This window comes from Allobosea sp. P4_E12, from assembly GCF_056401655.1.
In genome coordinates, this window is sequence record NZ_JBFUIY010000002.1 from 212855 (window position 1) to 234583 (window position 21729).

21 protein-coding genes are annotated in these 21729 nt (G+C 65.7%); 7 read left to right on the forward strand and 14 right to left on the reverse strand.

Annotated elements, in window-relative coordinates:
- Positions 1 to 15 precede the first annotated feature (15 nt).
- The gene (locus AC1DW9_RS03080) at positions 16 to 1335 is read left to right on the forward strand and encodes an MFS transporter (protein WP_441504453.1); all 1320 of its coding nucleotides are present in this window, start codon (positions 16 to 18) and stop codon (positions 1333 to 1335) included.
- Between the two features lie 191 nt (positions 1336 to 1526).
- On the opposite strand, the gene AC1DW9_RS03085 is transcribed toward AC1DW9_RS03080, so the two are convergent.
- Complete coding sequence (locus AC1DW9_RS03085) at positions 1527 to 2240, reverse strand: RraA family protein (protein WP_476775601.1); 714 nt, start codon at positions 2238 to 2240, stop codon at positions 1527 to 1529.
- Between the two features lie 120 nt (positions 2241 to 2360).
- Positions 2361 to 3605, reverse strand: a complete 1245-nt coding sequence (locus AC1DW9_RS03090) for an aminotransferase-like domain-containing protein (protein ID WP_476775600.1) — start codon at positions 3603 to 3605, stop codon at positions 2361 to 2363.
- Between the two features lie 153 nt (positions 3606 to 3758).
- On the opposite strand from AC1DW9_RS03090, the gene AC1DW9_RS03095 reads away from it, so the two are divergent.
- Positions 3759 to 4283, forward strand: coding sequence for an Lrp/AsnC family transcriptional regulator (locus AC1DW9_RS03095; RefSeq protein WP_441504450.1), 525 nt, complete (start codon positions 3759 to 3761; stop codon positions 4281 to 4283).
- A gap of 113 nt (positions 4284 to 4396) precedes the next feature.
- Positions 4397 to 6388 (forward strand): methylmalonyl-CoA mutase family protein, encoded by a 1992-nt coding sequence (locus AC1DW9_RS03100; RefSeq protein WP_441504449.1) that lies wholly within the window; start codon positions 4397 to 4399, stop codon positions 6386 to 6388.
- Between the two features lie 111 nt (positions 6389 to 6499).
- Here AC1DW9_RS03100 and AC1DW9_RS03105 read toward each other — a convergent pair whose 3' ends face one another.
- Both AC1DW9_RS03105 and AC1DW9_RS03110 read right to left on the reverse strand, forming a co-directional pair.
- Positions 6500 to 7120 carry a DnaJ domain-containing protein gene (locus tag AC1DW9_RS03105; protein ID WP_113512968.1) on the reverse strand — a complete coding sequence of 207 codons (621 nt, stop codon included), beginning with the start codon at positions 7118 to 7120 and terminating at the stop codon, positions 6500 to 6502.
- Between the two features lie 176 nt (positions 7121 to 7296).
- Entirely contained in the window at positions 7297 to 8934 is a 1638-nt protein-coding gene (locus AC1DW9_RS03110) for a M14 family metallopeptidase (protein ID WP_476775599.1), read from the reverse strand.
- A 116-nt stretch (positions 8935 to 9050) separates the two neighbouring features.
- On the opposite strand from AC1DW9_RS03110, the gene AC1DW9_RS03115 reads away from it, so the two are divergent.
- Complete coding sequence (locus tag AC1DW9_RS03115; RefSeq protein WP_441488059.1) at positions 9051 to 9323, forward strand: BolA family protein; 273 nt, start codon at positions 9051 to 9053, stop codon at positions 9321 to 9323.
- Positions 9324 to 9343: 20 nt separating this feature from the next.
- Here the strand turns inward: AC1DW9_RS03115 and AC1DW9_RS03120 are convergent, their stop codons facing one another.
- From AC1DW9_RS03120 to AC1DW9_RS03150, 7 genes are all read right to left on the reverse strand, one after another.
- Complete coding sequence (locus AC1DW9_RS03120; protein ID WP_441488058.1) at positions 9344 to 10540, reverse strand: MFS transporter; 1197 nt, start codon at positions 10538 to 10540, stop codon at positions 9344 to 9346.
- A gap of 9 nt (positions 10541 to 10549) precedes the next feature.
- Positions 10550 to 11719: an acetyl-CoA acetyltransferase gene (locus AC1DW9_RS03125; RefSeq protein WP_441488057.1), complete on the reverse strand. Its 1170-nt coding sequence runs from the start codon at positions 11717 to 11719 to the stop codon at positions 10550 to 10552.
- A gap of 275 nt (positions 11720 to 11994) precedes the next feature.
- Positions 11995 to 12510, reverse strand: a complete 516-nt coding sequence (locus tag AC1DW9_RS03130; RefSeq protein ID WP_441488056.1) for a DUF1801 domain-containing protein — start codon at positions 12508 to 12510, stop codon at positions 11995 to 11997.
- A 5-nt stretch (positions 12511 to 12515) separates the two neighbouring features.
- Positions 12516 to 12746, reverse strand: a complete 231-nt coding sequence (locus AC1DW9_RS03135; protein ID WP_441488055.1) for a hypothetical protein — start codon at positions 12744 to 12746, stop codon at positions 12516 to 12518.
- Positions 12747 to 12794: 48 nt separating this feature from the next.
- Complete coding sequence (locus AC1DW9_RS03140; protein WP_441488054.1) at positions 12795 to 13205, reverse strand: SRPBCC family protein; 411 nt, start codon at positions 13203 to 13205, stop codon at positions 12795 to 12797.
- Positions 13202 to 13525 carry an ArsR/SmtB family transcription factor gene (locus AC1DW9_RS03145; protein WP_441488053.1) on the reverse strand — a complete coding sequence of 108 codons (324 nt, stop codon included), beginning with the start codon at positions 13523 to 13525 and terminating at the stop codon, positions 13202 to 13204. Before AC1DW9_RS03145 ends, AC1DW9_RS03140 begins: the two co-directional genes overlap by 4 nt.
- Before the next feature lie 206 nt (positions 13526 to 13731).
- Positions 13732 to 14634 (reverse strand): EamA family transporter, encoded by a 903-nt coding sequence (locus AC1DW9_RS03150; RefSeq protein ID WP_441488052.1) that lies wholly within the window; start codon positions 14632 to 14634, stop codon positions 13732 to 13734.
- A 190-nt stretch (positions 14635 to 14824) separates the two neighbouring features.
- On the opposite strand from AC1DW9_RS03150, the gene AC1DW9_RS03155 reads away from it, so the two are divergent.
- Genes AC1DW9_RS03155 through AC1DW9_RS03165 form a run of 3 tightly spaced genes read left to right on the forward strand, consistent with a single transcriptional unit; the run spans position 14825 to position 18478 of the window.
- Complete coding sequence (locus AC1DW9_RS03155) at positions 14825 to 16408, forward strand: D-alanyl-D-alanine carboxypeptidase family protein (protein ID WP_476775598.1); 1584 nt, start codon at positions 14825 to 14827, stop codon at positions 16406 to 16408.
- A 10-nt stretch (positions 16409 to 16418) separates the two neighbouring features.
- Positions 16419 to 17336 (forward strand): DMT family transporter, encoded by a 918-nt coding sequence (locus tag AC1DW9_RS03160; RefSeq protein WP_476775597.1) that lies wholly within the window; start codon positions 16419 to 16421, stop codon positions 17334 to 17336.
- Entirely contained in the window at positions 17336 to 18478 is a 1143-nt protein-coding gene (locus AC1DW9_RS03165; protein WP_441504444.1) for a CobW family GTP-binding protein, read from the forward strand. The genes AC1DW9_RS03160 and AC1DW9_RS03165 overlap by 1 nt, the downstream gene beginning before the upstream one ends.
- Here AC1DW9_RS03165 and AC1DW9_RS03170 read toward each other — a convergent pair.
- The 3 genes from AC1DW9_RS03170 to AC1DW9_RS03180 all read right to left on the reverse strand — a co-directional run bounded on the left by AC1DW9_RS03170 (position 18447) and on the right by AC1DW9_RS03180 (position 21715).
- On the reverse strand, positions 18447 to 20063 hold the full coding sequence (locus AC1DW9_RS03170; RefSeq protein WP_476775596.1) for an AMP-binding protein: 1617 nt from the start codon (positions 20061 to 20063) through the stop codon (positions 18447 to 18449). The two genes, AC1DW9_RS03165 and AC1DW9_RS03170, sit on opposite strands and share 32 nt — an antisense overlap.
- Positions 20064 to 20159: 96 nt before the next feature.
- On the reverse strand, positions 20160 to 20930 hold the full coding sequence (locus tag AC1DW9_RS03175) for an ABC transporter permease (protein WP_441488047.1): 771 nt from the start codon (positions 20928 to 20930) through the stop codon (positions 20160 to 20162).
- The gene (locus AC1DW9_RS03180) at positions 20927 to 21715 is read right to left on the reverse strand and encodes an ABC transporter ATP-binding protein (RefSeq protein ID WP_441504441.1); all 789 of its coding nucleotides are present in this window, start codon (positions 21713 to 21715) and stop codon (positions 20927 to 20929) included. Before AC1DW9_RS03180 ends, AC1DW9_RS03175 begins: the two co-directional genes overlap by 4 nt.
- Between the last annotated feature and the right edge of the window lie 14 nt (positions 21716 to 21729).

A 21729-nucleotide genomic window follows, 5' to 3' on the forward strand; every position in this document is an offset into this window, starting at 1 on the left:
AACTAGGAGACTCGCATGCCCACTGACGCTCTCGCTCCCGCGGCCCCGACCGGGCTTGCAGCGCTCTTCGCCCGGCGCGGCGTGCATTATGGCTGGGTCGTTGCCGCCGTGACCTTCCTCACCATGCTGGTGACGGCCGGCGCGGTCGGCGCGCCGGGCGTGCTGATCGGACCTCTTCAGAAGGAATTCGGCTGGGCAACCTCGGAGATTTCCTCCGCTCTGGCGATCCGCCTCGCCCTGTTCGGCCTGATGGGCCCGTTCGCCGCCGCGTTCATGAACCGCTTCGGCCTGCGGCCCGTCGTCGGCGTCGCCCTGACCTTCATCGCCGCCAGCGTGCTCGGCTCCTTCGTGATGACGCAGCTTTGGCACCTGATGCTGCTCTGGGGCATCGTCCTCGGTCTCGGCACCGGCATGACAGCGATGGTGCTCGGCGCCACCGTCGCGACGCGCTGGTTTGCGCAACGGCGCGGCCTGGTGGTCGGACTTTTGACGGCAAGCACCGCTACGGGGCAACTCGTCTTCCTGCCCTTGCTCGCGGAACTGACCGAGCGCGTCGGCTGGCGCTCCGCCATGGTCTTCGTGCTGGCCATGATCGTGATCGCGGCCGTGGCCGTGCTCCTGTTGATGCGCGACCGGCCCGCCGATGTTGGTCTCGCCCCCTATGGCGAGACCAGGATCGAGCCAGCGCCTGTGGCTCCGATCAGCCTGCTGACCATGCTGGCCTCTCCGCTCGTTGCGCTCCGCGAAGCGGTGCGCACCCAGACCTTCTGGGTGCTGTTCGGAACCTTCTTCATCTGTGGCGCGAGCACCAACGGCCTGGTGCAAACCCATTTCATCGCGCTCTGCGGGGATTATGGCATGGCGGCGGTCACGGCGGCCGGCGTGCTCGCAGTGATCGGCATCTTCGATTTCGCCGGCACGGTGGGCTCAGGCTGGCTCTCGGATCGCTATGACAGCCGCTGGCTGCTGTTCTGGTATTACGGGCTGCGCGGCCTCTCGCTGCTCTACCTCCCCTTCAGCGACTTCTCGTTCTACGGCCTGTCGCTGTTTGCCGTGTTCTACGGCCTGGATTGGGTCGCGACCGTACCGCCGACCGTGAAGATCGCGGCGGACCGTTTCGGCGACAAGACCAACCTGGTCTTCGGCTGGATCTTCGCCGGGCACCAGCTCGGCGCAGCCTTCGCCGCCTATGGCGCCGGCTTCAGCCGGACTGTCTACGAGAGCTATCTCCCGGCCTTCTTCATCGCCGGAGCCTTGTGCCTGTTCGCGGCTGCCTTTGCGATCACGCTCCGCGGGACCAATGCCCCGCTGGCGAGCGCCAGGGCTACTGCCTGAGAGATCAGGGCCAGCAGCAGTGCGATCCTCACAATTGCCGGTTGGGAAAGGCCGGCTGCGGCTCGGCGGGGGTTGGCACCGCGGCGTGGAGCTTAGATCATCGGATCGGATATCGTGTCCGGCCCGATGATCTCGGCTTCTGTGGGTGCTTCGGCGTTCCCGAAAACCGCGGCCCACATTTCGGGCAGGCTTCAGAGTGGCTCGATTGCGGGGACCCTGAAGACCTCGACCGTCGACTTGCCGCCCGCCAGGACCCTCTCCCATTCCACCTCGGCGCGGACGCGTGCAAGGCAGGGCTCCAGCTTCGCCTCGGCCAGCGCATGCGGCACGAAAACGAGCCCGTCATCATCGCCGATGACGAGATCGTTCGGCTGCACCGCGACACCGCCGAACACGATCGGGCCGTTGACGATGCCCCGTTCCATCGAGGAGGGGCCGCGTGGCATCACCCAGCGCGAGAACATGATGAAGTCGGGCCATTGCGAGACCGGCCCGACATCCCGCACCGCCCCGTCGACGACGACGCCGGCAATGCCCTTGAGGCGCGCGGCACCGCCGAGCAGATCGCCGATCATCGCCGCATCTCGCCGCCCGCCTGCCGCGACCACGACGACATCGCCGGGACCGGCAATCGCGATCGCATGATGCACCGGCCCGTAATCGGCCGGCTCGCACCAGGCCGTCACGGCCGAGCCGGTCAGCCGCGTGCCCGGCGCAAAAGGCCGGATCGGCCGGATGCGCGAATCGGCATGGCCGACACCGCCGAGCTGGTCGGCAATGACCGAGCTCGGGACCGCGCGCCAGGCGTCGATCAGGCCATCGGGAAGGCGGGAATTGCGCGGATTGTCGAGGCGGGTCGGCATGGTGATGGCCTTTTCTGGTAGCGGTTCAGAAACTCGGTTCACGCCCCGCCCTCCCGGGCGACCGGAGGAAGGCTTGATGCTGGACCAGGCAGGAGGGGTTGAAGGCAGAGAACCCGGATCGTCGCTTTGCTCTGTCCGGGCGGGCATTCAATGAGCGCGAGCTCAGGCCGCCCGTCCCGAACGCCTGCCAAGATAGCGCTGAACAGCCCGCTCCAGCCGGCGCACGCCCTCGGCAAGAACCTCTGGCGAGGAGCGCGTGAAGTTGACCCGCATCGCGCTGTTGAGCGCCCCATCGGGATCGAACACGCTGCTCGGCACGAAGGCGACCTTTTCCTCGAGCGCGCAGTTGTAGAGTTCGTTGGTGTCGATCTCGCTGGACTTCGCCCGCATCCAGACGAACATGCCGCCAGGCGGGATATCCCACTCGAACCATTCGCCGAGATGGCGCGAAGCGGCGGCACAAAGAGCATCGCGCCGCTCGCGATAGGCTGCGACGATGCGCGGAATATGGGTGGCCTCAAAGCCGCTTTCGAGCAGTTCGAGCGCAACCGCCTGGGTGAACATGCTGCTGCTGATGTCGGTCGACTGCTTGGCGAGCGCCAATGTCGCGATCATCCCGGCTTCGGCCACGATCCAGCCGACGCGCAGGCCGGGCACGAGGCTTTTGGACAGCGTTCCCAGATAGATCACCGGGCCATCATAGGCCCCATCCGGATAGCGCGCGGCATGGGCGGCGAGAATGCTGGGCCCGGCCTCGCCATCGAGCTGCAGCGGCAGATAGGGATCGTCCTCGACCAGCCAGGTGCCGGCCTCGAGAACCTTGTCGAGCAAGGCCGCACGCTCGGCCTGGCTGACGAGCACCCCAGTCGGGTTGGAATAGTTCGGCACGGTATAGACGAACTTGGCCTGGCGCAGTGCCAGGTCGAAGCCGGGCCGTTGCAGGCTCCAGTCCAGCCCCTCATAGCGCGGGTGGCGCGGTCGCCAGGCATCGAGCGCGCCGAGATAGGTCGGGAATTGATTGACGATCAGGTCGCCCGGATCGATCAGCGCCTTGCCGATCAGGTCGAGCCCCTGCATCGCCCCTGTCGTCAGCAGCACATTCTCCGGTCCGAACCGCCTTCCCGTGCTGGCCGTGACGCGCTCGGCGATGGCCTGGCGCAACGCCGGCAACCCCTCGACCGAGCCGTATTCGAGCGCGACGGCGCCCCAGCGTTTCAGCGCCCGCTCGCTTGCGGCAGCGATCGCATCCACCGGGTAGAGCTCGGCCGCTGGCAGTCCGCCGGCAAGGCTGATGATATCGGCCCGCCCGCCGATCGCCATGAACTGCTGGGTGATGCTATTGCCGGATTTGAACCACTGCGAGAGCGCAGGACGTGCTGCCGGCAGCTGGGCATTCGATATCGCCATGACGCTTGAACCACCTTCGTTTCAGCCGGGCACGATGTCCTTTGAGCGACTATAACAGTCGCGAAGTGAGAGAATCCGTGCGATGTTCCGGCCTGCTGCGTTTCCTTTGCCGATAATCGCCATTAACCCGCAATTCCGGAGTGAAAATCACTCATGATCGAATTGGACCGGATCGACCGAAGGATCCTGGCCGCACTTCAGGATAACGGTCGGATTTCAACTCTCGAACTCGCCGAGAGAGTCGGCCTTTCGCCGACGCCATGCAGCCGCCGGATCAAGCGGCTCGAAGACGCCGGCGTCATCGAGGGGTACTCGGCGCAGATCAGTCCGACTGCGCTCGGTTTCGGCATCTGCGTGATGGTGAGCGTGAAACTGGCCAAGCAAAGCCCGGATGCGGCAAGCCAGTTCATGACCGCGATCCAGGGCCAGCCCGAGATTACGGAATGCCTGCTGGTCACCGGCAATGTCGACTATCTCTTGCGCGTCTGGGTCAGGGATATCGAGGCGCTCCGCACCTTCATCAGCGCTGCATTGCAGGCGATTCCCTGCGTCGCGGAGACCTCGACCATGGTGATCCTCGACACGCAGAAATCCAACCAGCTCCTGGAGGTAGCCAGCCACGCACCAGGCAGGAAACCACGGTTCAGCCAGCCCAGGCATGCGCCCGGCAGCGTGTAGCGCCGACTCATCCGAAGGTCGGAGACGACTTGCGCGGCCCTCTGGCGTTATCTTCGCCGCAGTGCAACATTGAGATTGCATTGGGTCCAGGGTGGAACGGCAAGGGAGCGGCGATGAACGCGATCGGCCCAATCGGCGACAAGCCGGCGCAGCGTGAGAAACCCTGGATTTTCCGCACCTATGCGGGCCATTCGGACGCGGCCGAGTCGAACAAGCTCTATCGCACCAATCTCGCCAAGGGACAGACCGGCCTGTCCGTCGCTTTCGATCTGCCGACCCAGACCGGCTACGATCCCGACCATGTGCTGTCGCGCGGCGAGGTCGGCAAGGTCGGTGTGCCGATCAGCCATCTCGGCGACATGCGGGCTCTGTTCGACCAGATCCCGCTGGCGCAGATGAACACCTCGATGACGATCAACGCGACCGCCGCCTGGCTGCTCTCGCTTTACGTCGCGGTTGCCGATGAGCAGGGCGCGCCGCGCGCGACGCTGCAAGGCACGACCCAGAACGATCTCGTCAAGGAATACCTGTCGCGCGGCACCTATGTGTTCCCCCCGCGCCCCTCGATGCAGCTGACCACCGATATCGTCGTGTTCACGGCGCGTGAGCTGCCGAAATGGAACCCGACGAACGTCTGCTCCTATCATTTGCAGGAAGCGGGCGCCTCGCCGGTGCAGGAACTCTCCTATGCGCTCGCGACCGCGATCGCGCTGCTCGACTCGATTCGGGCCCAGCCGGAGGTCAGCGAAGCGGAATTTCCGGGAATCGTCGGGCGCATTTCGTTCTTCGTCAACGCCGGCATGCGCTTCATCACCGAACTCTGCAAGATGCGGGCTTTCGTCGATCTCTGGGACGAGATCACGCTGAAGCGCTATGGCGTGCAGGAGGAGGCGATGCGCCGCTTCCGCTACGGCGTGCAGGTCAATTCTCTTGGCCTGACCGAGCCGCAGGCCGAGAACAATGTCTACCGCATCCTGATCGAGATGCTGGCAGTGACGCTCTCGAAGAAGGCACGCGCGCGGGCCGTTCAGCTTCCGGCCTGGAACGAGGCCCTGGGGCTGCCCCGCCCCTTCGACCAGCAATGGTCCCTGCGCATGCAACAGGTCCTGGCCTACGAGACCGACCTGCTCGAATTCGGCGACATCTTCGACGGTTCGGCGGCAATCGACGCCAAGGTCGAGGAGTTGAAGGCCGCAGCCCTCGACGAACTCGCGAAGATCGATGCCATGGGCGGCGCGCTGGCCGCAGTCGAGTCCGGCTACATGAAACAGGCGCTGGTCGAGAACGGCGCACGCCGCATCGAGGCGATCGAGCGCGGTGAGCAGATCGTCGTCGGCGTCAACAAGTTCACCACCAGCGAGCCCTCACCGCTCTCGGCCGGAGAGGGCAATGTCGTCACCGTGCCGGATTCCGTCGAGATGGAAGCCATCGGCCGGCTCAAGGCCTGGCGTTCGGCCCGCGACGACAAGGCAGCACAGGCTGCGCTCGCGGAGCTCTCGGCAGCCGCCAAGGAAGTCCGAAACGTCATGCCGGCCTCGATCGCCTGCGCCAAGGCCGGCGTCACTACCGGCGAATGGGCCCAGGCCCTGCGCGAGATCTTTGGCGAGTATCGCGCCCCGACCGGCGTCGACACCGGCAAGCGGGGCGACGATCCCGGCCTTGCGACCGTCAAGGCCGCGGTCGCGCGCGCGACCGAAAAACTCGGACGCCCACCGCGCTTCCTCGTCGGCAAGCCTGGCCTCGACGGTCACTCCAACGGCGCCGAGCAGATCGCCGTCCGCGCCCGCGATGCCGGCATGGCGGTGAACTATGGCGGCATTCGCCAGACCCCTGAGGAGATCGTCACGCAGGCGCAGGAGACCAAGGCCGACATCATCGGCCTCTCGATCCTTTCCGGTTCGCATCTGCCATTGGTGCGCGATGTCACGGCCCGGCTGCGCGTCGCCGGCATGACGATCCCGGTCGTGGTCGGCGGCATCATCCCGCCCGATGACGAGAATGCCCTGCGCAACATGGGCGTGGCCGCGGTCTATACGCCGAAGGATTTCGCCTTGGACGGGATCATCGCGGATGTCGCCGGGCTCGCGGCGAAAACGCAGAAATAGGGCACTCGGCGCGCCATCGGCAAACCCGCCGGGGGTAGATGGGCGAGCCGGCGCACCGGCAGCGCAGCAGGTTACGTCACATGATCATCCCGGAGGGCCCGATAGGTCGTCTCAGACCAGCCCCGTGGTCTTCAGCTGCTGATACGCCTTGAGGATCTCCTGCAGCGTGCCTTCGCGCGAGCGGTCGCCGCCATTGGCGTCGGGGTGGAAGCGCTTCACCAGTTCCTTGTAGCGCGCCTTGATCGCGACGGAATCGGCCGTGTCGTCCAGCCCAAGCGCATCGAGCGCCTTGCGCGCCACGGCGCCGACGCGGGGCTCCGGCTTTGCAGCCTGCTGCTCCCTGCGCGTGCCAAAGATGTTGAAACCGTCCTGCACCTCGGGCCCGGCATCGCCGGCAGCCGCCGCGCGTCCGCGCTGCGACATGCGTGCCGCCTTGGAATTGACGCCGAGTTTCCAGGTTGGCCGGTGGCCGATCTCTTCCTGCTTCTGATAGGCGGCGAGCGCCTCGTCATTCATGCCGGAGAAGTAGTTATAGGTCGCGTTATAGGCCTTCACATGTTCGAGGCAGAACTGGAAGAACTGGCCTTCCCGCCCCCTGCCCTTCGGCGCGCGGAACTCACCGGCGCGCTGGCACCCGGAATGGTCGCAGCGCACAGCCACAGTCTCGACCACCTCTTCCGCCTCGGAAGGGCCGATCCTGATCCGGTCGAAAAGGCGAGAATTGAAATTCATGGTCTCTCGGTTATGCGGGCGGAAAGCCAAACGGACAAGCTCTGCACGACAGGCGCTGTCAGGCGCCTGCGGCGGACACATTCGAAACGCTGCAGAGATCGGCCCCCATCGCGTCAGAATCCCAGCAATCCGGGTGGCCGTCAATGCGTCCTAGATAATGACGCGCTGCGCCAGTCTCAACGGCTGCATGCGGGATCACCGCCCGAAGCCAATATCGGCCTGGCCCCACGCGGCACGCGGTAGATCGGAGCCTCGCCCGAATCCGCCGCGACCTCGACCAAGCCGACGCCGACATGAGAGCCCGGAGAATCCGGCTCGAATGAGGCGGCGATGACATTCGCCCCCGATTGCGTCATCGGCACGAAGACTGCGGTCGCCGGAACGTCCAGCCGGCGCGGCCTGAGCTCGACCTTCACCGCCTGGTCCGGATTGATGTTCTCGCGATCGGCCTTCTTCACCGTCCCCTTCTGCTCGACGACGAAGGCCTCGACATCGAGCGAAGCCGGCCCGCCCAATGCGCAGACGGCGATGCCCTTCAGCTTCAGGGCTTCAACCGCAGGCTGGCCCGAGGCCAGCACGATATAGCCTTCCGGCCGCACCCGGCGCCCGGTGATCGTCACCTGGCGCGAGTCGCGGAAATCGACTTCCGTCGGCATGTCGGAAGCGGTGTCGGGATTGACCAGCGGGATCGCCATCTTGACGGTGGCAATGCGGTGGCCGACGACCAGCTCGCCTTCGTTCTTCGCCAGTTCGCCGCGCGCAGCCGCGACCGCCTGCAGCACCGCCTTGTCATTGGCGGCGACCGTATCGAGAACCGACCGGGAAATGACGTAATGCGTCGCGATGCGCCGCTCCAGGTTCTCGAGTTTGAGGCCGACGCCGCGCGTCTCGATCAGAAAGGAGACCGCGCCCGAAAGTCCGAACAGGTTGCGCGCGATGCCGGGCGCATTGCCGCCCATCGAGACGACCTTGTCGTCCTTGTTGTAGCCCGTCGTGAAATACCAGAAGGAGGAGAGCCCGTTCTCGGCCATTGCCTTGTCCATCGCAGGCTTGACCAGCTCGGACGCGAGCTTCGTCGTCTGCTGTGGCACGGCCGGATTGGTCGCGTAGAGGATCATAGCATCGGCGGCATTGAGCCCGCCGAACTTCTCGAGCCAGCGATTGGCGACTGAGAACTCATGCACGTCGACGATGACGTCGGGCGGCAGCTCGGCGAGCTTGGCATGCAGCGCCTTCGTCTCCGGCAAGGTCAGCAGCAGGTGATCACGGTTGAGATCAAAGCCGTTGGCACCGGTGCGCTTGTCGGCCGCTGCCCCGTCAGGGTTGGTGCGCGGCACGATCACCACCACCAGCTTGTCGAGCACGGCCTTGAGGTCGGTCGTGGCCAGATCATTGGCGAGTGCGAGCATCGCTTCACCACCGGCCGGCTCGTTGCCGTGCTGCTGGCCGACGAACCAGACGATGGGCCGCCCCAACGCCCTGAGCGCCGCCGCATCCTTGGCGCCTTCCTTGGAGAAGATCAGATAGGGCAGATCACGTCCCTGCTGCGACGTGCCAAGCGAGCCGAGCACGACCTGGGCCGGCGCCTTGGCGGCGAGATCGGCAACGAAGGCGTCGAGCTCGGCCTGCGTGGTCAGCCCGGGCGTGCCGCGTGTCAGCGACGGCGTCGCCAGCGGGATCGGCACGGATTTGTAGCGGGCAAGCACGGCCTCGCTCTGCTTGTAGTCGGCGACCTTGCCCTCCTCCTGCGCCAGAGCGGGAGCGGCTCCGAGCAGCGTCAACAGCCCAAGAGCGAACGCCGTTCTCGTCTTCATCCCAACCTCCAGCGAAATGCCGCATTCACCTGACACCAGGCGGCGACTATGAAACGGCGACGGAGACCGGACAAGCAATCCGCGATTGCTGACGGCCCAGCGGAACGAGGCGACAGATGACCAGCATGGCGGAACGCATCACCAGCAAGCTCGATTCGGCACTGGCGCCGGAGCATCTGCGTGTCATCGATGAATCGCATCAGCACCAGGGCCATGGTGGCTGGCGCGAGGGCGGCGAGACGCATTTTCGCGTCGAGCTCGTTTCCTCCGCCTTTGCCGGCAAGAGCCGGCTGGAGCGTCATCGCCTCGTCAACGCGGCGTTGGCCCAGGAACTGGCCGACCGGGTGCATGCGCTGGCGATTGTCGCCAAGGCACCGGGAGAGGCCTGAGCCGATCAGCTCTTGGCCGATCAGCTCTTGCCCGGCCGCTCCGGCATGAAGGCGTAGATCGCGCTCGGGACGAGCAGCAGCGCCGCAAAGCCCCAATGGAGATGGGCAAAGGTGGTCGCGGCGTCGAGTCCGGCCTGGCGCTGCTCGGCGATGAACCAGCCCGAGCCGGACTGGATCGCCGCTGCGCCTGCAATGAACAGGAAATTGATGCAGGTCATGCCACGCCCGATCAGGTGCTCGGGAAAGAACAGCCGTGCATGCGCCATCAACACCGCATAGGTGAACCCCGTCGCGCCGATGAGCGCGAACAGGCCGATGGCCAGCGCCGAATGCGCATCCCCCCAGAGTGCCAGGGCGATGAAACAGAACGCGGTCAGCACCGTCCCCCACAGGACCAGCGGCTTGCTGCGGCCGAGCCGCTGTTCGAGCCCACCATAGAGGAAGGCGCCCGCGATCATGGTCATCGCCATCGCCGTTGCGACATGGCCGCTGGCGATCGCATCGAAACCGTGCACGCCGCTCATGAAGGGCGCAATCCAGAGACCGCGGATCGTCGCGATGATCGCGTAGCCGGTGAGGGTGATCGGCGCGAGCAGCCAGAGCGGACGGAGCGCGAGAATGCTCCGCAGCCCCTTGAGCAGGCCTTCGTCACCGCCTGAGGCCGCCTTGGCCCTGGGCGGATCACGAACCAGCGCGGCGGCGACCACGGTCGCGGCCAGGAAGCAGGCGGCCACGACCAGCATCGACGGCCGCCAGCCGAAGCGGGCAGCCGCGACCGCCAGCGGGCCCGCGCCGACGAGATTGCCGATCGAGCCGAGGCCGATAAAGGCCGAGGTCAGGAAACCGAAGCGCTTGGGATCTTGCGTGCGTGCGAACAGGAACAGCGCAGACATGAAGATCGGCGAGCAGCCAAGCCCGAGCATCGCCATGCCGAGCGTGCCGGTGACAGCGTGGGTCGCCGTCGCGAAGAGGAAGGCGCCGGCCGAGCCGATTGCCATCGTCACGGCGACGGTCCGGCGCGGCCCCAGCCGGTCGAGCGCCCAGCCGACCGGGAACTGCGCCAGGGCGAAGGTTATGAACCAGGCCGCGCCCAGAAATCCCAGCTCGCGCGGCCCGATCCCCAGATCCGTCATCACCGGGCTGGCGATGACGCTCAGGAAGGATCGGTAGAAGATCGAGAGGATATAGGCCGGCAGCAGCGCCAGGAAGATCGTCACGTCAGACGGTCACTTGATCCGCTCGAGCACCGAGACATAGTTGGCCACCGCAGCCCCACCCATGTTGAAGATACCGCCCAGGCGTGCGTCCTGGACCTGCATGCCTTCGGGCGCCTCGCCAGTGAGCTGCATAGCGCTGAGCACATGCATCGAGACGCCGGTCGCGCCGATCGGATGGCCCTTGGCCTTCAGGCCGCCGGAGACATTGACCGGCAGCTTGCCGCCCTTCTGCGTCCAGCCTTCCTTGATGGCGCGGGCGCCCTCGCCTTCTTTCGTCAGGCCCATCGCCTCGTATTCGATCAGCTCGGCGACGGTGAAGCAGTCATGCGTCTCGACGAAGGAGAGATCATCCAGCGTGACGCCGGCATCGGCGAGCGCCTTCTTCCAGGCTTCGGCACAGCCGTCGAATTTGAGGATGTCGCGCTTCGACATCGGCAGGAAGTCCTGGACATGGGCCATGCCACGGAAGCCGACGGCCCGGCGCATTTCCATCGCCGTCGCCTGATCGGCCAGTACCAGCGCGGCAGCGCCGTCCGAGACCAGCGAACAATCGGTGCGCTTCAGCGGCCCGGCGACATAGGGGTTCTTCTCGCTCTCCTCGCGGCAGAAGGCGAAGCCGAGATCCTTGCGCATCTGCGCATAGGGGTTCTCGACGCCATTCTTGTGGTTCTTGGCCGCGATCATGGCGAGTGCATCCGACTGATCGCCATGGCGCTGGAAATAGGCGGCGGCAATCTTGCCGAACACACCGGCGAAGCCACCGGGGGTCTCGCCATCTTCCGGCAGATAGGAGGCCTTGAGCAGGAATTTGCCGATATCGGCCGAAGGTGTCTTGGTCATCTGCTCGACGCCGACGACGAGCACGATCTTGGCATCGCCGGCCTTGATGGCGCGCACGCCCTGGTGCACGGCGGCCGAGCCGGTCGCACAGGCATTTTCGACCCGCGTCGTCGGCTTGAAGCGCAGCGCCGGGTCCGCCTGCAGCACGAGCGAGGCCGTGAAATCCTGGGCGGAGAAGCCTGCATTGTAGTGGCCGAGAACGATCTCATCGACCTGTTCGGCGGTAATGCCGGCATCGACCAACGCGTCCGTCGCCACGCGGACGATCAGGCTCTCGATGGTTTCGGCATCCTGCTTGCCGAACGGCGTGTGGGCCCAGCCGACGATTGCAGCGCTCATGACGACCTCTCAGAGTAATGTGCAGTTACACTTATCTGCGCCCGACCACGGTATCGTTCAAGCCGGAAACAGCGCAATCCGGCCGTGCGCAGAAAGGGGGACTGCCCGCGAAGCCCCGCTCGTAACGATATAGCGCGTTGCCGCCCATGAGGGGAGAGGATGAGCCTGTTCGCGCATTCTGCGCCGGCTCTCTGCATGACGCTGGAGACTGTGCTGGGCTTGCCTGGTCGAGCTTTCCGCGTCCACCTGTGCCCGCGGCACGTCCAACTGACGGCCTACATTTTCTCGCCGGGCAGCTGACTGGCTTGTTTCACCCAAGCGGCGAACTGCGCCTCGTCGAGTTCGCCCTCATGGATATCGAGATAGCGCACGTCCTTCTGCTTGGACGCACCGGGCGGAACAGGGCTCAGCGATGCGCCGCGGAAGAACGCAACTTTCACGTATGTCGTGAGGCAATGAAAGCCGAGGAACCAGCCTTGGTCCTGACCCTCCACTCCGTAGAAGGGCGAATTCCATTTGACCGCCTTGCGCGCCCCGGGAACGGTGCGCTCGATGATGGCATCGAGGCGGCGTCCGACGTCGCTTTTCCAGCCCGGCATGGCCGCGATATAGGCCTGCACGGGGGCGTCACCATAGCCCTTGGCAATCTGGGGATTGCCACCCGAAAGCAGGACGACTTCGCCCGGCTGCGCCTTCAGCGCCGATTTGCGCGGTCTGGCCCGCTTCTCGAGAACCGGCTCGGCGGCCTCGTTCTCCGTGGCCTGCTCCGGCTTTCTGGACATCCCAGTCATCATCTTCACTGCTGTCTCGCGGTGCGTCGGCCGCCGCCCGATTTGGCGGCATAGGGCAGCGCGAACATGTAGAGACCGGTGGGCAGAAGCACGAAGAGCGGGAACAGCGGCAGGAAATACACCCACTCGGCAGGCTGCTTCCCAAGGCCCAAGGCGATGAAGATCGCGATGACGACCACCGTAAAGATAATCGACATCCAGCGGTGGATCTGCCGAATCCAGTCGTTCCAGTTCATTGGGACCTCCTCTGAGGGCAAGGTGCAGCGGATCGGGCGACGCAGACGTCAATCCGTCCGCGCCATGACCTCTTCCAGATTTCCAAAGAACCGCGGCCAGCCAGCCATTGCTCCCCGGTAATAGGGCTGCTGGTCCGGCCTGAACCCCGTCTGCTCCATGCGCAGAAAGGTCCCGGTGCTCGTAGGGATGAGCGTCCAGGTGACGACGCTCTCGAGATCCTTGGTGTTCCACGTGTAGGTCAGCGTCTTGTGCGGCTCGATCGCCTGAATTTGACACTCGACGACGCCCCAGTCCGCGCTGAGATTGAACCGGTGGCCCAGATCTGGCTTGAAGTTGTTCTTCATCAGCCACTCCTCGATGAGATGCGGTTGCGTGAGAGCGCGCCAGAGCTTTTCCGGCGGATGGGCTATCTCACGCTCGACAACGACCGAGAGCGTTTCGGTCGACGTTTCGTTCATTGGTCCATCCTCTTCAGCAGGTCTTCGAGGTCGTCGAATTTACTGTGCCAGAACCCGGCCATTTGGTTCGTCCAGTCGATCAGCGGGCCCAGGGCGCCGATTTGCGCGCTATAATGCGTCTGACGCCCTTCATGGCGATCCCGCACCAGCCCGGCCTGCTTCAGAATGCCGAGATGCTTTGAAACGGCCGGCTGCGAGATCCCGGCTTGGGCTGTGAGTGCCCCGACCGTCTGCTCACCTTCGCGACACAGCCGTTCGAAAATGCCCCGCCGCGTCGGATCGGCGAGCGTCCTGAAGAGCGCGTCGTGAGCGTTCAGCATCGGAACCCATAACTCATTGGCTATTGATTTGACTCATAACCGCCGAGATATGCGTAGGTCAAGCGCGGTGCTATCGCAGCACCATGATCGGTCACAGGAACCACCGGACATGTCGTATATCGGCGCTGGGTCGAACCTGTCAGGCACCCAAGATCGGCCGTGTCCGCAAGATAGTCGCCCAAGCGGTTCCGTGGAGCGGCGGCCGGCTAAATCGCCAGCATCAGGAGCAGGCCGACACCGAAGACGATCATTGCCATGCCCAGCAGTTCGCGCCGCGTCGTACCTTCCGAGAACATCTTGCGCGAGGCGATCTGCGCCAGTGGCACTTCGATCAAAGCCAGGGTCCGGACATTGGCCGCCGTCGTCAGCGAGAAGCCGATGAACCAGAACTGCGAAGCCGCCGCGCCAAGGAAACCCGCCGTCAGCGAACGGCGCCAGTTCTTCAGGCTCAGGACCAGCGCCTTGCGGTTGGCGATCAGCATGTAGAGCGTCAGGATCAGTGTCTGCAGGCCCAGCCCCAGAGCAAGGGTCGTCGTCGCCCGGATCAGGAAGTCGCCATCCGGCAGAGACTGGATCGCGCCGCGATAGCCGATGGCCGACAGCGCGAAGCAGGCGCCTGAGCCGATGCCGAGCAGCGCGGGACGCAGGCCCGCCCGGCTCAGCTTTTCGCCCGGCTTCCAGGAAACCAGGACGACACCGGCCGTTGCGATCACGATCGCTGCGAATTTCGCCGGGCTCAGCGCATCCCCCAGCAGCAGCGCTCCGAAGACCGCCACCTGGACTGGCTCCGTCTTGGTATAGGCGGTGGTCACGGCGAAGGAGCGCTCTCTCATCGCCGCCAGCATCAGGGCCGTCGCCGCGATCTGGGTCAGCGCGCCCCAGCTCGTGATGCCGAGCGTCGCAAGGCTGATCTGCGGCGGCAGGCGCCCCAGGCCAAGGCAGACGAGGAGCAGGAACAGCAGCGCGAAGGGCAGACCGAACAGGAAGCGCACCTGCGTCGCGCCGACGACGCCGATCACCTCCGTCAGCGAGCGCTGGGTGAGGTTGCGCGCCGTCTGCAGCAGCGAGGCGACGATCGTTGCCGGGATCCAGAAGAGGGTAAAGCTCACGCGGGCATCCGGGGCTGGAACTGTGACCAAGGCTTTACGGCCGCCCGACATGACTAGGCAAATCGCTCCGCTGGGGGTAGGTATGCGTCCATGGGCGGGCCGATCGGTCGCGCCGTCTCGAAAATGCCGCACGCGTCGCGTTGAACCCTGCGCCTTCAACCCTCGTCCAGACAGGCTCAAGACCCGCCCGATGAACGCTCCCCGTCTCGCTGTCCTCGCCCTTGCCCTGTCCGTCAGCGCTCCGGCCCTCGCCGGCACGAGTCTGGTGGTCGATGCGTCCAGTGGCGCCGTTCTCTCCAGCGAGAATGCCAGCCAGGCCTGGCACCCGGCCTCGACCACGAAGATGATGACGGCCTATCTGGCGCTCAAGGCAGTGCGGGCCGGCAAGCTCGCGCTTGAAACGGCGATCCCCGCCTCGAAGCGGGCCGCGAGCCAGCCGCGCGTCAAGGTCTATATCCGCGCCGGGCAGGAGATCACGCTCGACAACGCCCTGCGCATCATGATGGTGAAATCGGCCAACGACATCGCCTATGTCATCGCCGAGGGCGTCGGCGGCGATGTCGAGACCTTCGTCGGGATGATGAATGCCGAAGCCCAGCGCCTCGGCATGAATGACACGGTCTTCACCAATCCGAATGGCTGGCATGATCCGAACCAGCAGGTCAGCGCCCGCGACCTCGCGGTTCTCGCCATGGCGCTGATGCGCGAATTCCCGGACTATTCCGATTACTGGAACACCGGCTCGGTTCAGCTCGGCAAGCAGGTTCTCCAGAACACGAACGGCCTCGTCGGACGCTATTCCGGCATCTCCGGCATGAAGACCGGTTTCGTCTGTGCCTCGGGTTTCAACGTCGTGGCGACGGCGACGCGTGGCGGCCGCACGCTCGTCGCGGTCGTGCTGGGTGCGCTGTCCGCCTCCGAACGCACCGTCAAGGCGGCGCAGTTGCTCGATGACGGCTTCTCGAAATGGGGAGGCTCCGGCTACACCCTCGCCAGCCTGCCCTCCGGCAATGGTGGACGCGCCAACAATATCTGCGACGAGGTTCGCCGCAGAGGCGGCGGCGTGGCTTTGGCCGACGATTCCGACGTGTCCGGCCCCATCGCCGCCAATGCCGCATCCGGCAGCGGCAATGACAACGCCATGAGCGAGCGCTTCGGCGGACCGCAGCCGCAGGCTCGCGCCACAGGCGCCCTGCTGATGCGCACGCCCTCCGGCCGGATCACGCTCGGGCCGCGCGCGCCCATGACACCGGTACAGGTCTCCTTCGGCCGCTCACCGAGCTCTGCTTCGGCCCCGCTCGCCGCCAATGTCACAGCGCGGCCCGACACGCAGTTCGCCCGCGATCGCGCGCCGGTCATTACGCCAGGAGCCCCGGTGTCCGCCGGAGTAGCATCCGGCCCATCGACACGCACCGCCTCGAGCAATGGCGCCATTCCGCGCGGGACGACGGCCTTCGCTCCGAGCAGCGAGGATGTCCAGCCTCCGTCGAATGCCTTCCAGAGCGGCCCCATGAAGCTGCAGGGCGCGATCCGGCCCGGCGCGGCGGCGGCGTCCAGCCTGCGCCCAGGCTCGGCCGCAGGCATCAAACAGGCCGCCCGCCCGCCAGTAAGGCCGGCCCCCGCCAAGCCCGACGCGGCGGCGAAGGCCAAGCCGGAAGCGGCGGCAAAGGCCAAGACCAAGCCGGGGCAGAGCGAACCCAAGCCTCAGCCGGCCCGCACAGGCGCCGTGAAGCCCCCCGTCAAGCCGAAAGCCAAAGTGAACGACGACGCCTGAGTCCTGGAGGGTGCGCGCCGAGACAGCCCGCACCGCCAGTCGACACGGCATCGCCCTGGCGTTTGCCTCGGCTGCCGCCTATGGCAGCAACATCGTCTCGGCCCAGCTCGCGGGCCAGGCCGGCCTGAGCGGGCCGCTGCTGGTTTTCTACCGGGTTTTCATCATGCTCGCGCTGGTGGCCGGAGCCGCCTGGCTTCTGCGGGCAAACTTCAGGGTTCCGCGGCACCAATACCGGGCGCTGCTGGCCTTCGGCCTGACCAGCGCTCTCGTCGGCTCGGCTTACCTGTCCTCGGTCGCCTTCCTGCCCGTGACCGTCGCCGCCGTCATTTTCTACACCTACCCGGTTATCATCGTCCTGGCCGAGCCGCTGCTGACGCCTGCGCGCTTCAGCCTCGACCGACTTGCGGTGGCGCTGACCGCCTTTCTCGGTGTCGGCATGGTCGTCGGGCCCGATCTGCATGGGCTCGATCCGCGCGGGCTTGCGCTCGCGCTCGCAGCCAGCCTCGCGGCCGCGGCACAGTTTTTCGCGGGCTCCGCCTGCGCCGCGACGCCGCTCGCGCCAAAACTGTTGTGGTCGCATCTGCTCATCCTGCCGGTGACAGCGGGCATTCTCGCTTTCGTTGGCGGCTTTGCCCTTCCGAGCGCGCTGGCCTTGGCACCGATGGCCGTCGCGATCACCATTGGCGGCTATCTCGTCGGCTTCCTGTTCCAGGTGATGGCATTGGCCCGTGTCGCGCCAGGCCCCGCTGCCCTCACCTTTTGTGCCGAGCCGGTCTTTGCCGTCGGGATAGCCGCCGTGATGCTAGGTGAGCGGGTCGGCGCGCTGCAATATGCGGGCGGCGCCCTTGTCGTCGTCGCGATCATGGCTAATGTAATATTGGAACAAAATCGGGCGCGACGCGTGCCTGCCCTTAGCCTTGATCGATGATGCCCGACATGACCGGTAGCGACCAGAGACCCATCCCGATCCCGTTGACCTTGCTCACGGGCTTCCTTGGAGCCGGCAAGACGACCCTGCTCAACCGGCTGCTCAAGGACCCCGCGCTTGCCGATACCCTCGTGATCGTCAACGAGTTCGGCGAGATCGGGCTCGACCATCTGATGATCGAGGGTGTCGAGGAGAACATGGTTCTGCTCGCCTCCGGCTGCCTCTGCTGCACCATCCGCGATGACCTCATCGTCACGCTGGAAGACCTCTTGCGCCGCCGCGACAACCATCGCATCGCGCCATTCAAACGCGTGGTGATCGAGACCACCGGCCTTGCCGACCCGGCACCGATCCTCAATGTGCTGATCAACCACCCCTATCTCGCCATGCGCTTCAGGCTCGACGGCGTCGTCACGCTGGTCGATGCTGTCAACGGCATGGCGACGCTCGACGCCCATGAGGAGGCGCGCAAGCAGGTGGTCGCGGCCGACAGGATCGTGCTGACCAAGGCGGACCTGGTCGCGGATGGTCAGGCGGTCGAGGTGCTACGCCAGCGACTCCTGGCGCTCAATCCCGGGATCAACCTTCTCGCGCCGGATGCTCCGGCTGCGGACTTGATCAGCGCCGGCCTCTACGACCTTGCCGACAGGCCCCAGGCCCTGCGGAACTGGCTTGCCGTCGAGGCTCTGGCGACCGGCTCGGGCGGCCATCACCATCACAATCACGATCACGATCATCACGCCGATGGACACGGGCACGGGCATGACAATCATCATCATGATGTGAACAGGCATGACGAGAGCATCCGCGCCTTCTCGCTCTCGGCTGATGCTCCGATCAATCTGGCGACCTTCGAGCTGTTCTGGACCTTGCTGCGCTCGACCCACGGGGCGAAGCTCCTGCGGCTGAAGGGGCTCGTCGCCATAGCCGAACACGCCGGCCAGCCGCTGCTGGTCCATGCGGTCCAGCAGATCCTGCATCCCCCGATCCTGCTCGACAGCTGGCCTGATGCAGACCAACGCTCGCGCCTGGTCCTCATCGTCAAGGACCTCGACGAGGCGATGGTGCAGCGCCTCTGGGCCGCCTTCCTTGGTCAGGCTTCGGCGGCGCTCACGCCTCCGCGCGCAACAGCCGCCGGATGATCTTGCCCGTCGTCGTCAGCGGCAGTTCCTCGCGAAAGGCGATCTCGCGCGGATATTCGTGCGCCGAGAGCCGCTCGCGCACGAAGCGTTGAAGTTCACCGGCCAGATCCTGCGAAGGCGCGAAGCCGGCATTCGGCACGACGAAGGCCTTGACGATCTCGGTCCGGAGTTCGTCCGGCTTGCCGACGACCGCCGCCAGCGAAACCGCCGGATGCTTCAGCAGGCAGTCCTCGATCTCCCCCGGCCCGATCCGATACCCCGATGAGGTGATGACATCGTCGTCGCGGCCGACGAAGTGGACATAGCCATCGGCATCCCGCACGGCCTGATCGCCAGTGGTCATCCAGTCGCCGAAGAATTTGTCGACCGTCGCCTCCGGCCGGAGCCAATAGCCGAGGAACATCACCGGGTTCGGCCGCCGGATGGCAATCTGCCCTTCCTCGTCCGGCGCGCATTCCGAGCCATCGGGCCGGATGATCGCGACCTCATGGCCGGGAGTCGGCTTGCCGATGAAGCCGGGCCGGCTGACGCCGATCATCGCGCAGGACGACAGCACGAGATTGCACTCGGTCTGGCCATAAGCCTCGTTGATCGTCAGCCCCAGCGCCTCGCGGCCCCAGCTCAGCGTCTCGGCTCCAAGCGCTTCGCCGGCTGCCGCGACCGTGCGCAGTTTCAGGTCAAAGCGGTCGCGCGGCTTGCCCACACTGCGCAGCATCCGGAGCGCTGTCGGCGGGATGAAGGCATTGCGGATGCCGAGATCGGCCATCAGCCGAAAGGCGTCTTCGGGGTCGAAACGGGTATGGGCGCGCGCCACGACCGGAACGCCGAAATGCAGCGCCGGCAGCAGCATATTGAGCAGACCGCCGGCCCAGGCCCAGTCGGCCGGCGTCCAGGCGAGGTCGCCGGGCATCGGCAGGAACTCGTGCACCATCTGCACACCGGGCAGATGCCCCGGCAGAACCCTGTGGCCATGCAGCGCGCCCTTCGGGTTGCCCGTGGTGCCGGAGGTATAGATCATCAGAGCCGGATCGTCGGGCCCGGTGTCCGCAACTGAGAAATCCTCGCTCGCATCCGCCAGCAACTGCCCCCAGTCCTCAGCACCCGCCCCGGCGCCATCCGTGGACACCATCAGGTCGAGATCGGGCAGCGGCTCGGCAATCTGCCGAACCTTCATCAAGCCCGCTGCATTGGAGATGAGCGCGCTCGCGCCGGAATCGCGCAGGCGATAGGCCAGCGCATCGACCCCGAAGAGCGCGGCCAGCGGCACCGCGATGGCGCCCAACTTATAGGCGGCGAGATGTGCGGTGAGCACGGCCTCTCCCTGCGGCAGCAGGATCGCGACCCGATCTCCGACGCCGACGCCGCGCATCGACAGCGCCGTCGCCAGTCGGTTCGATTGCGCTCGCAACCGGCCGAAGCTGACCGGCGTTACCGTCCAGTCAGGGGCGACGTCGAGAATGGCCGGCCGGTCGGGCTCCAGCGCGGCCCAGCGATCGCAGACATCGACAGCAATGTTGTAGCGCTCTGGAATCCGCCACTGGAAGGTCTCGCGCAGGCGGCCGTAATCGCGCAAATCGGGAAGCATGAAAGATTGAGGGTCCGGCGTTGATGGCGCGGCACGATAGGCAGCCCTCGCCGCGCTGTCACCTTGGCGCTAGGTCAGATCCGCTCTGCACCTTGCTCAGCCATTCGCCATCTGCGAACGCCGGGCCCAGCCCGTCATGCGGCTCTCGACAAGGTCGACGATGGCGACGAGAAGCACGCCGAGGACCGCAAGCACGATCAGCGCCGCAAAGATCAGCGGCACGTTGAAATCAGCCGAAGCGCGGGTGATCAGGTTGCCGATGCCGAGATTGGAGGCATTCTGCTCGCCGATCACCGAGCCGACATAGGCGAGCGTGATCGAAACCTTCAGCGCCCCGAAGAAATAGGGCAGCGCGCGCGGAATCCCGACCTTGGTCATGATGTCGTAGCGGCTGGCACCCAGTGCCTTCAGCACATCCTCGGTCTCGGGCTCGATCGTGGCCAGCCCGGTCGCGACATTGACGACGATCGGGAAGAACGAAATCACGAACGCGGTCAGCACCGGCGGCTGCCAGCCGACCCCGAACCAGATCACCAGGATCGGCACGACAGCGACCTTGGGAATCGAGTTGAAGCCGACAAGCAGCGGGTTCAGGCCCGCATAGATCAACCGGGACGAGCCGACGAGCAGGCCGAGCGCCAGACCGAACACGATCGAGAGCACAAAGCCGGCCGTGGTCATCCAGAGCGTGTGAAAGGCGTTCGTGTAGAGCGGCTTTTGATACTGCACCAACGCAGCCCAGATCGCGGAGGGCGGCGGCAGGATGAAGGAGGAGATCGCGAAGGCGCGGCAGGCGATCTCCCAGATCGCGAAGAAGCCAAGCGTGAACAGATAGGGCGCGAGCCTCAGCCAGAGCGAGCGCTTCATGCCGCCTCCCGCGCCGTACGGATATGGCCGCGCAACTCATGCACGACCGACGCGAATTCAGGCGTATAGGTGATGTCGAGATCACGCGGGCGCGGAAAATCGATCTCGCGCTCGGCGATGATCCGCCCCGGCCGCGCCGACATGCAGAACACCCGGTCGGCCAAGAAAACGGCCTCGCGCAGATCATGGGTCACCAGGATCACGGTGATGCCGCGCTCGGCATGAAGATCGCGGATCACGCACCAGAGTTCTTCGCGCGTAAAGGCATCGAGCGCACCGAAGGGCTCATCCAGCATCAGGAGCTTCGGCTCATGGATCAGCGAGCGGCACAGCGAGGCGCGTTGCTGCATGCCGCCGGACAGCTGCCAGGGGAATTTCTGGCCCATGCCCTCGAGTCCGACCTTGGCGAGCAGAGCCTCGGCCCGCGCGACATAATCCGACTTGTTGGCACGCAAGCGCGAACGATGCGGCTCGACGATCTCCAGCGGCAGCAACAGGTTCCGCAATGTCGTGCGCCAGGGCAGCATCACCGGATTCTGGAAGGCCATGCCGGTGATCTTGATCGGCTGCGTCACCCCCTGCCCGGCGACGATCACCGTGCCGCGCCGGGGCCGCTGCAGGCCGGTCGCGAGCTTCATCATCGTGGACTTGCCGCAGCCGGAGGGGCCGACGATCGCCGCGAACTCGCCCTCCCGGATCTTCAGCGAAAGCCCGTCCACGGCGGGGGTGCTTTCGCCTCCGCCGTAGACATGGGTAACTTCGTGGAGTTCGACGAAGGCGCTCAAGCGCGAGCCCGCAA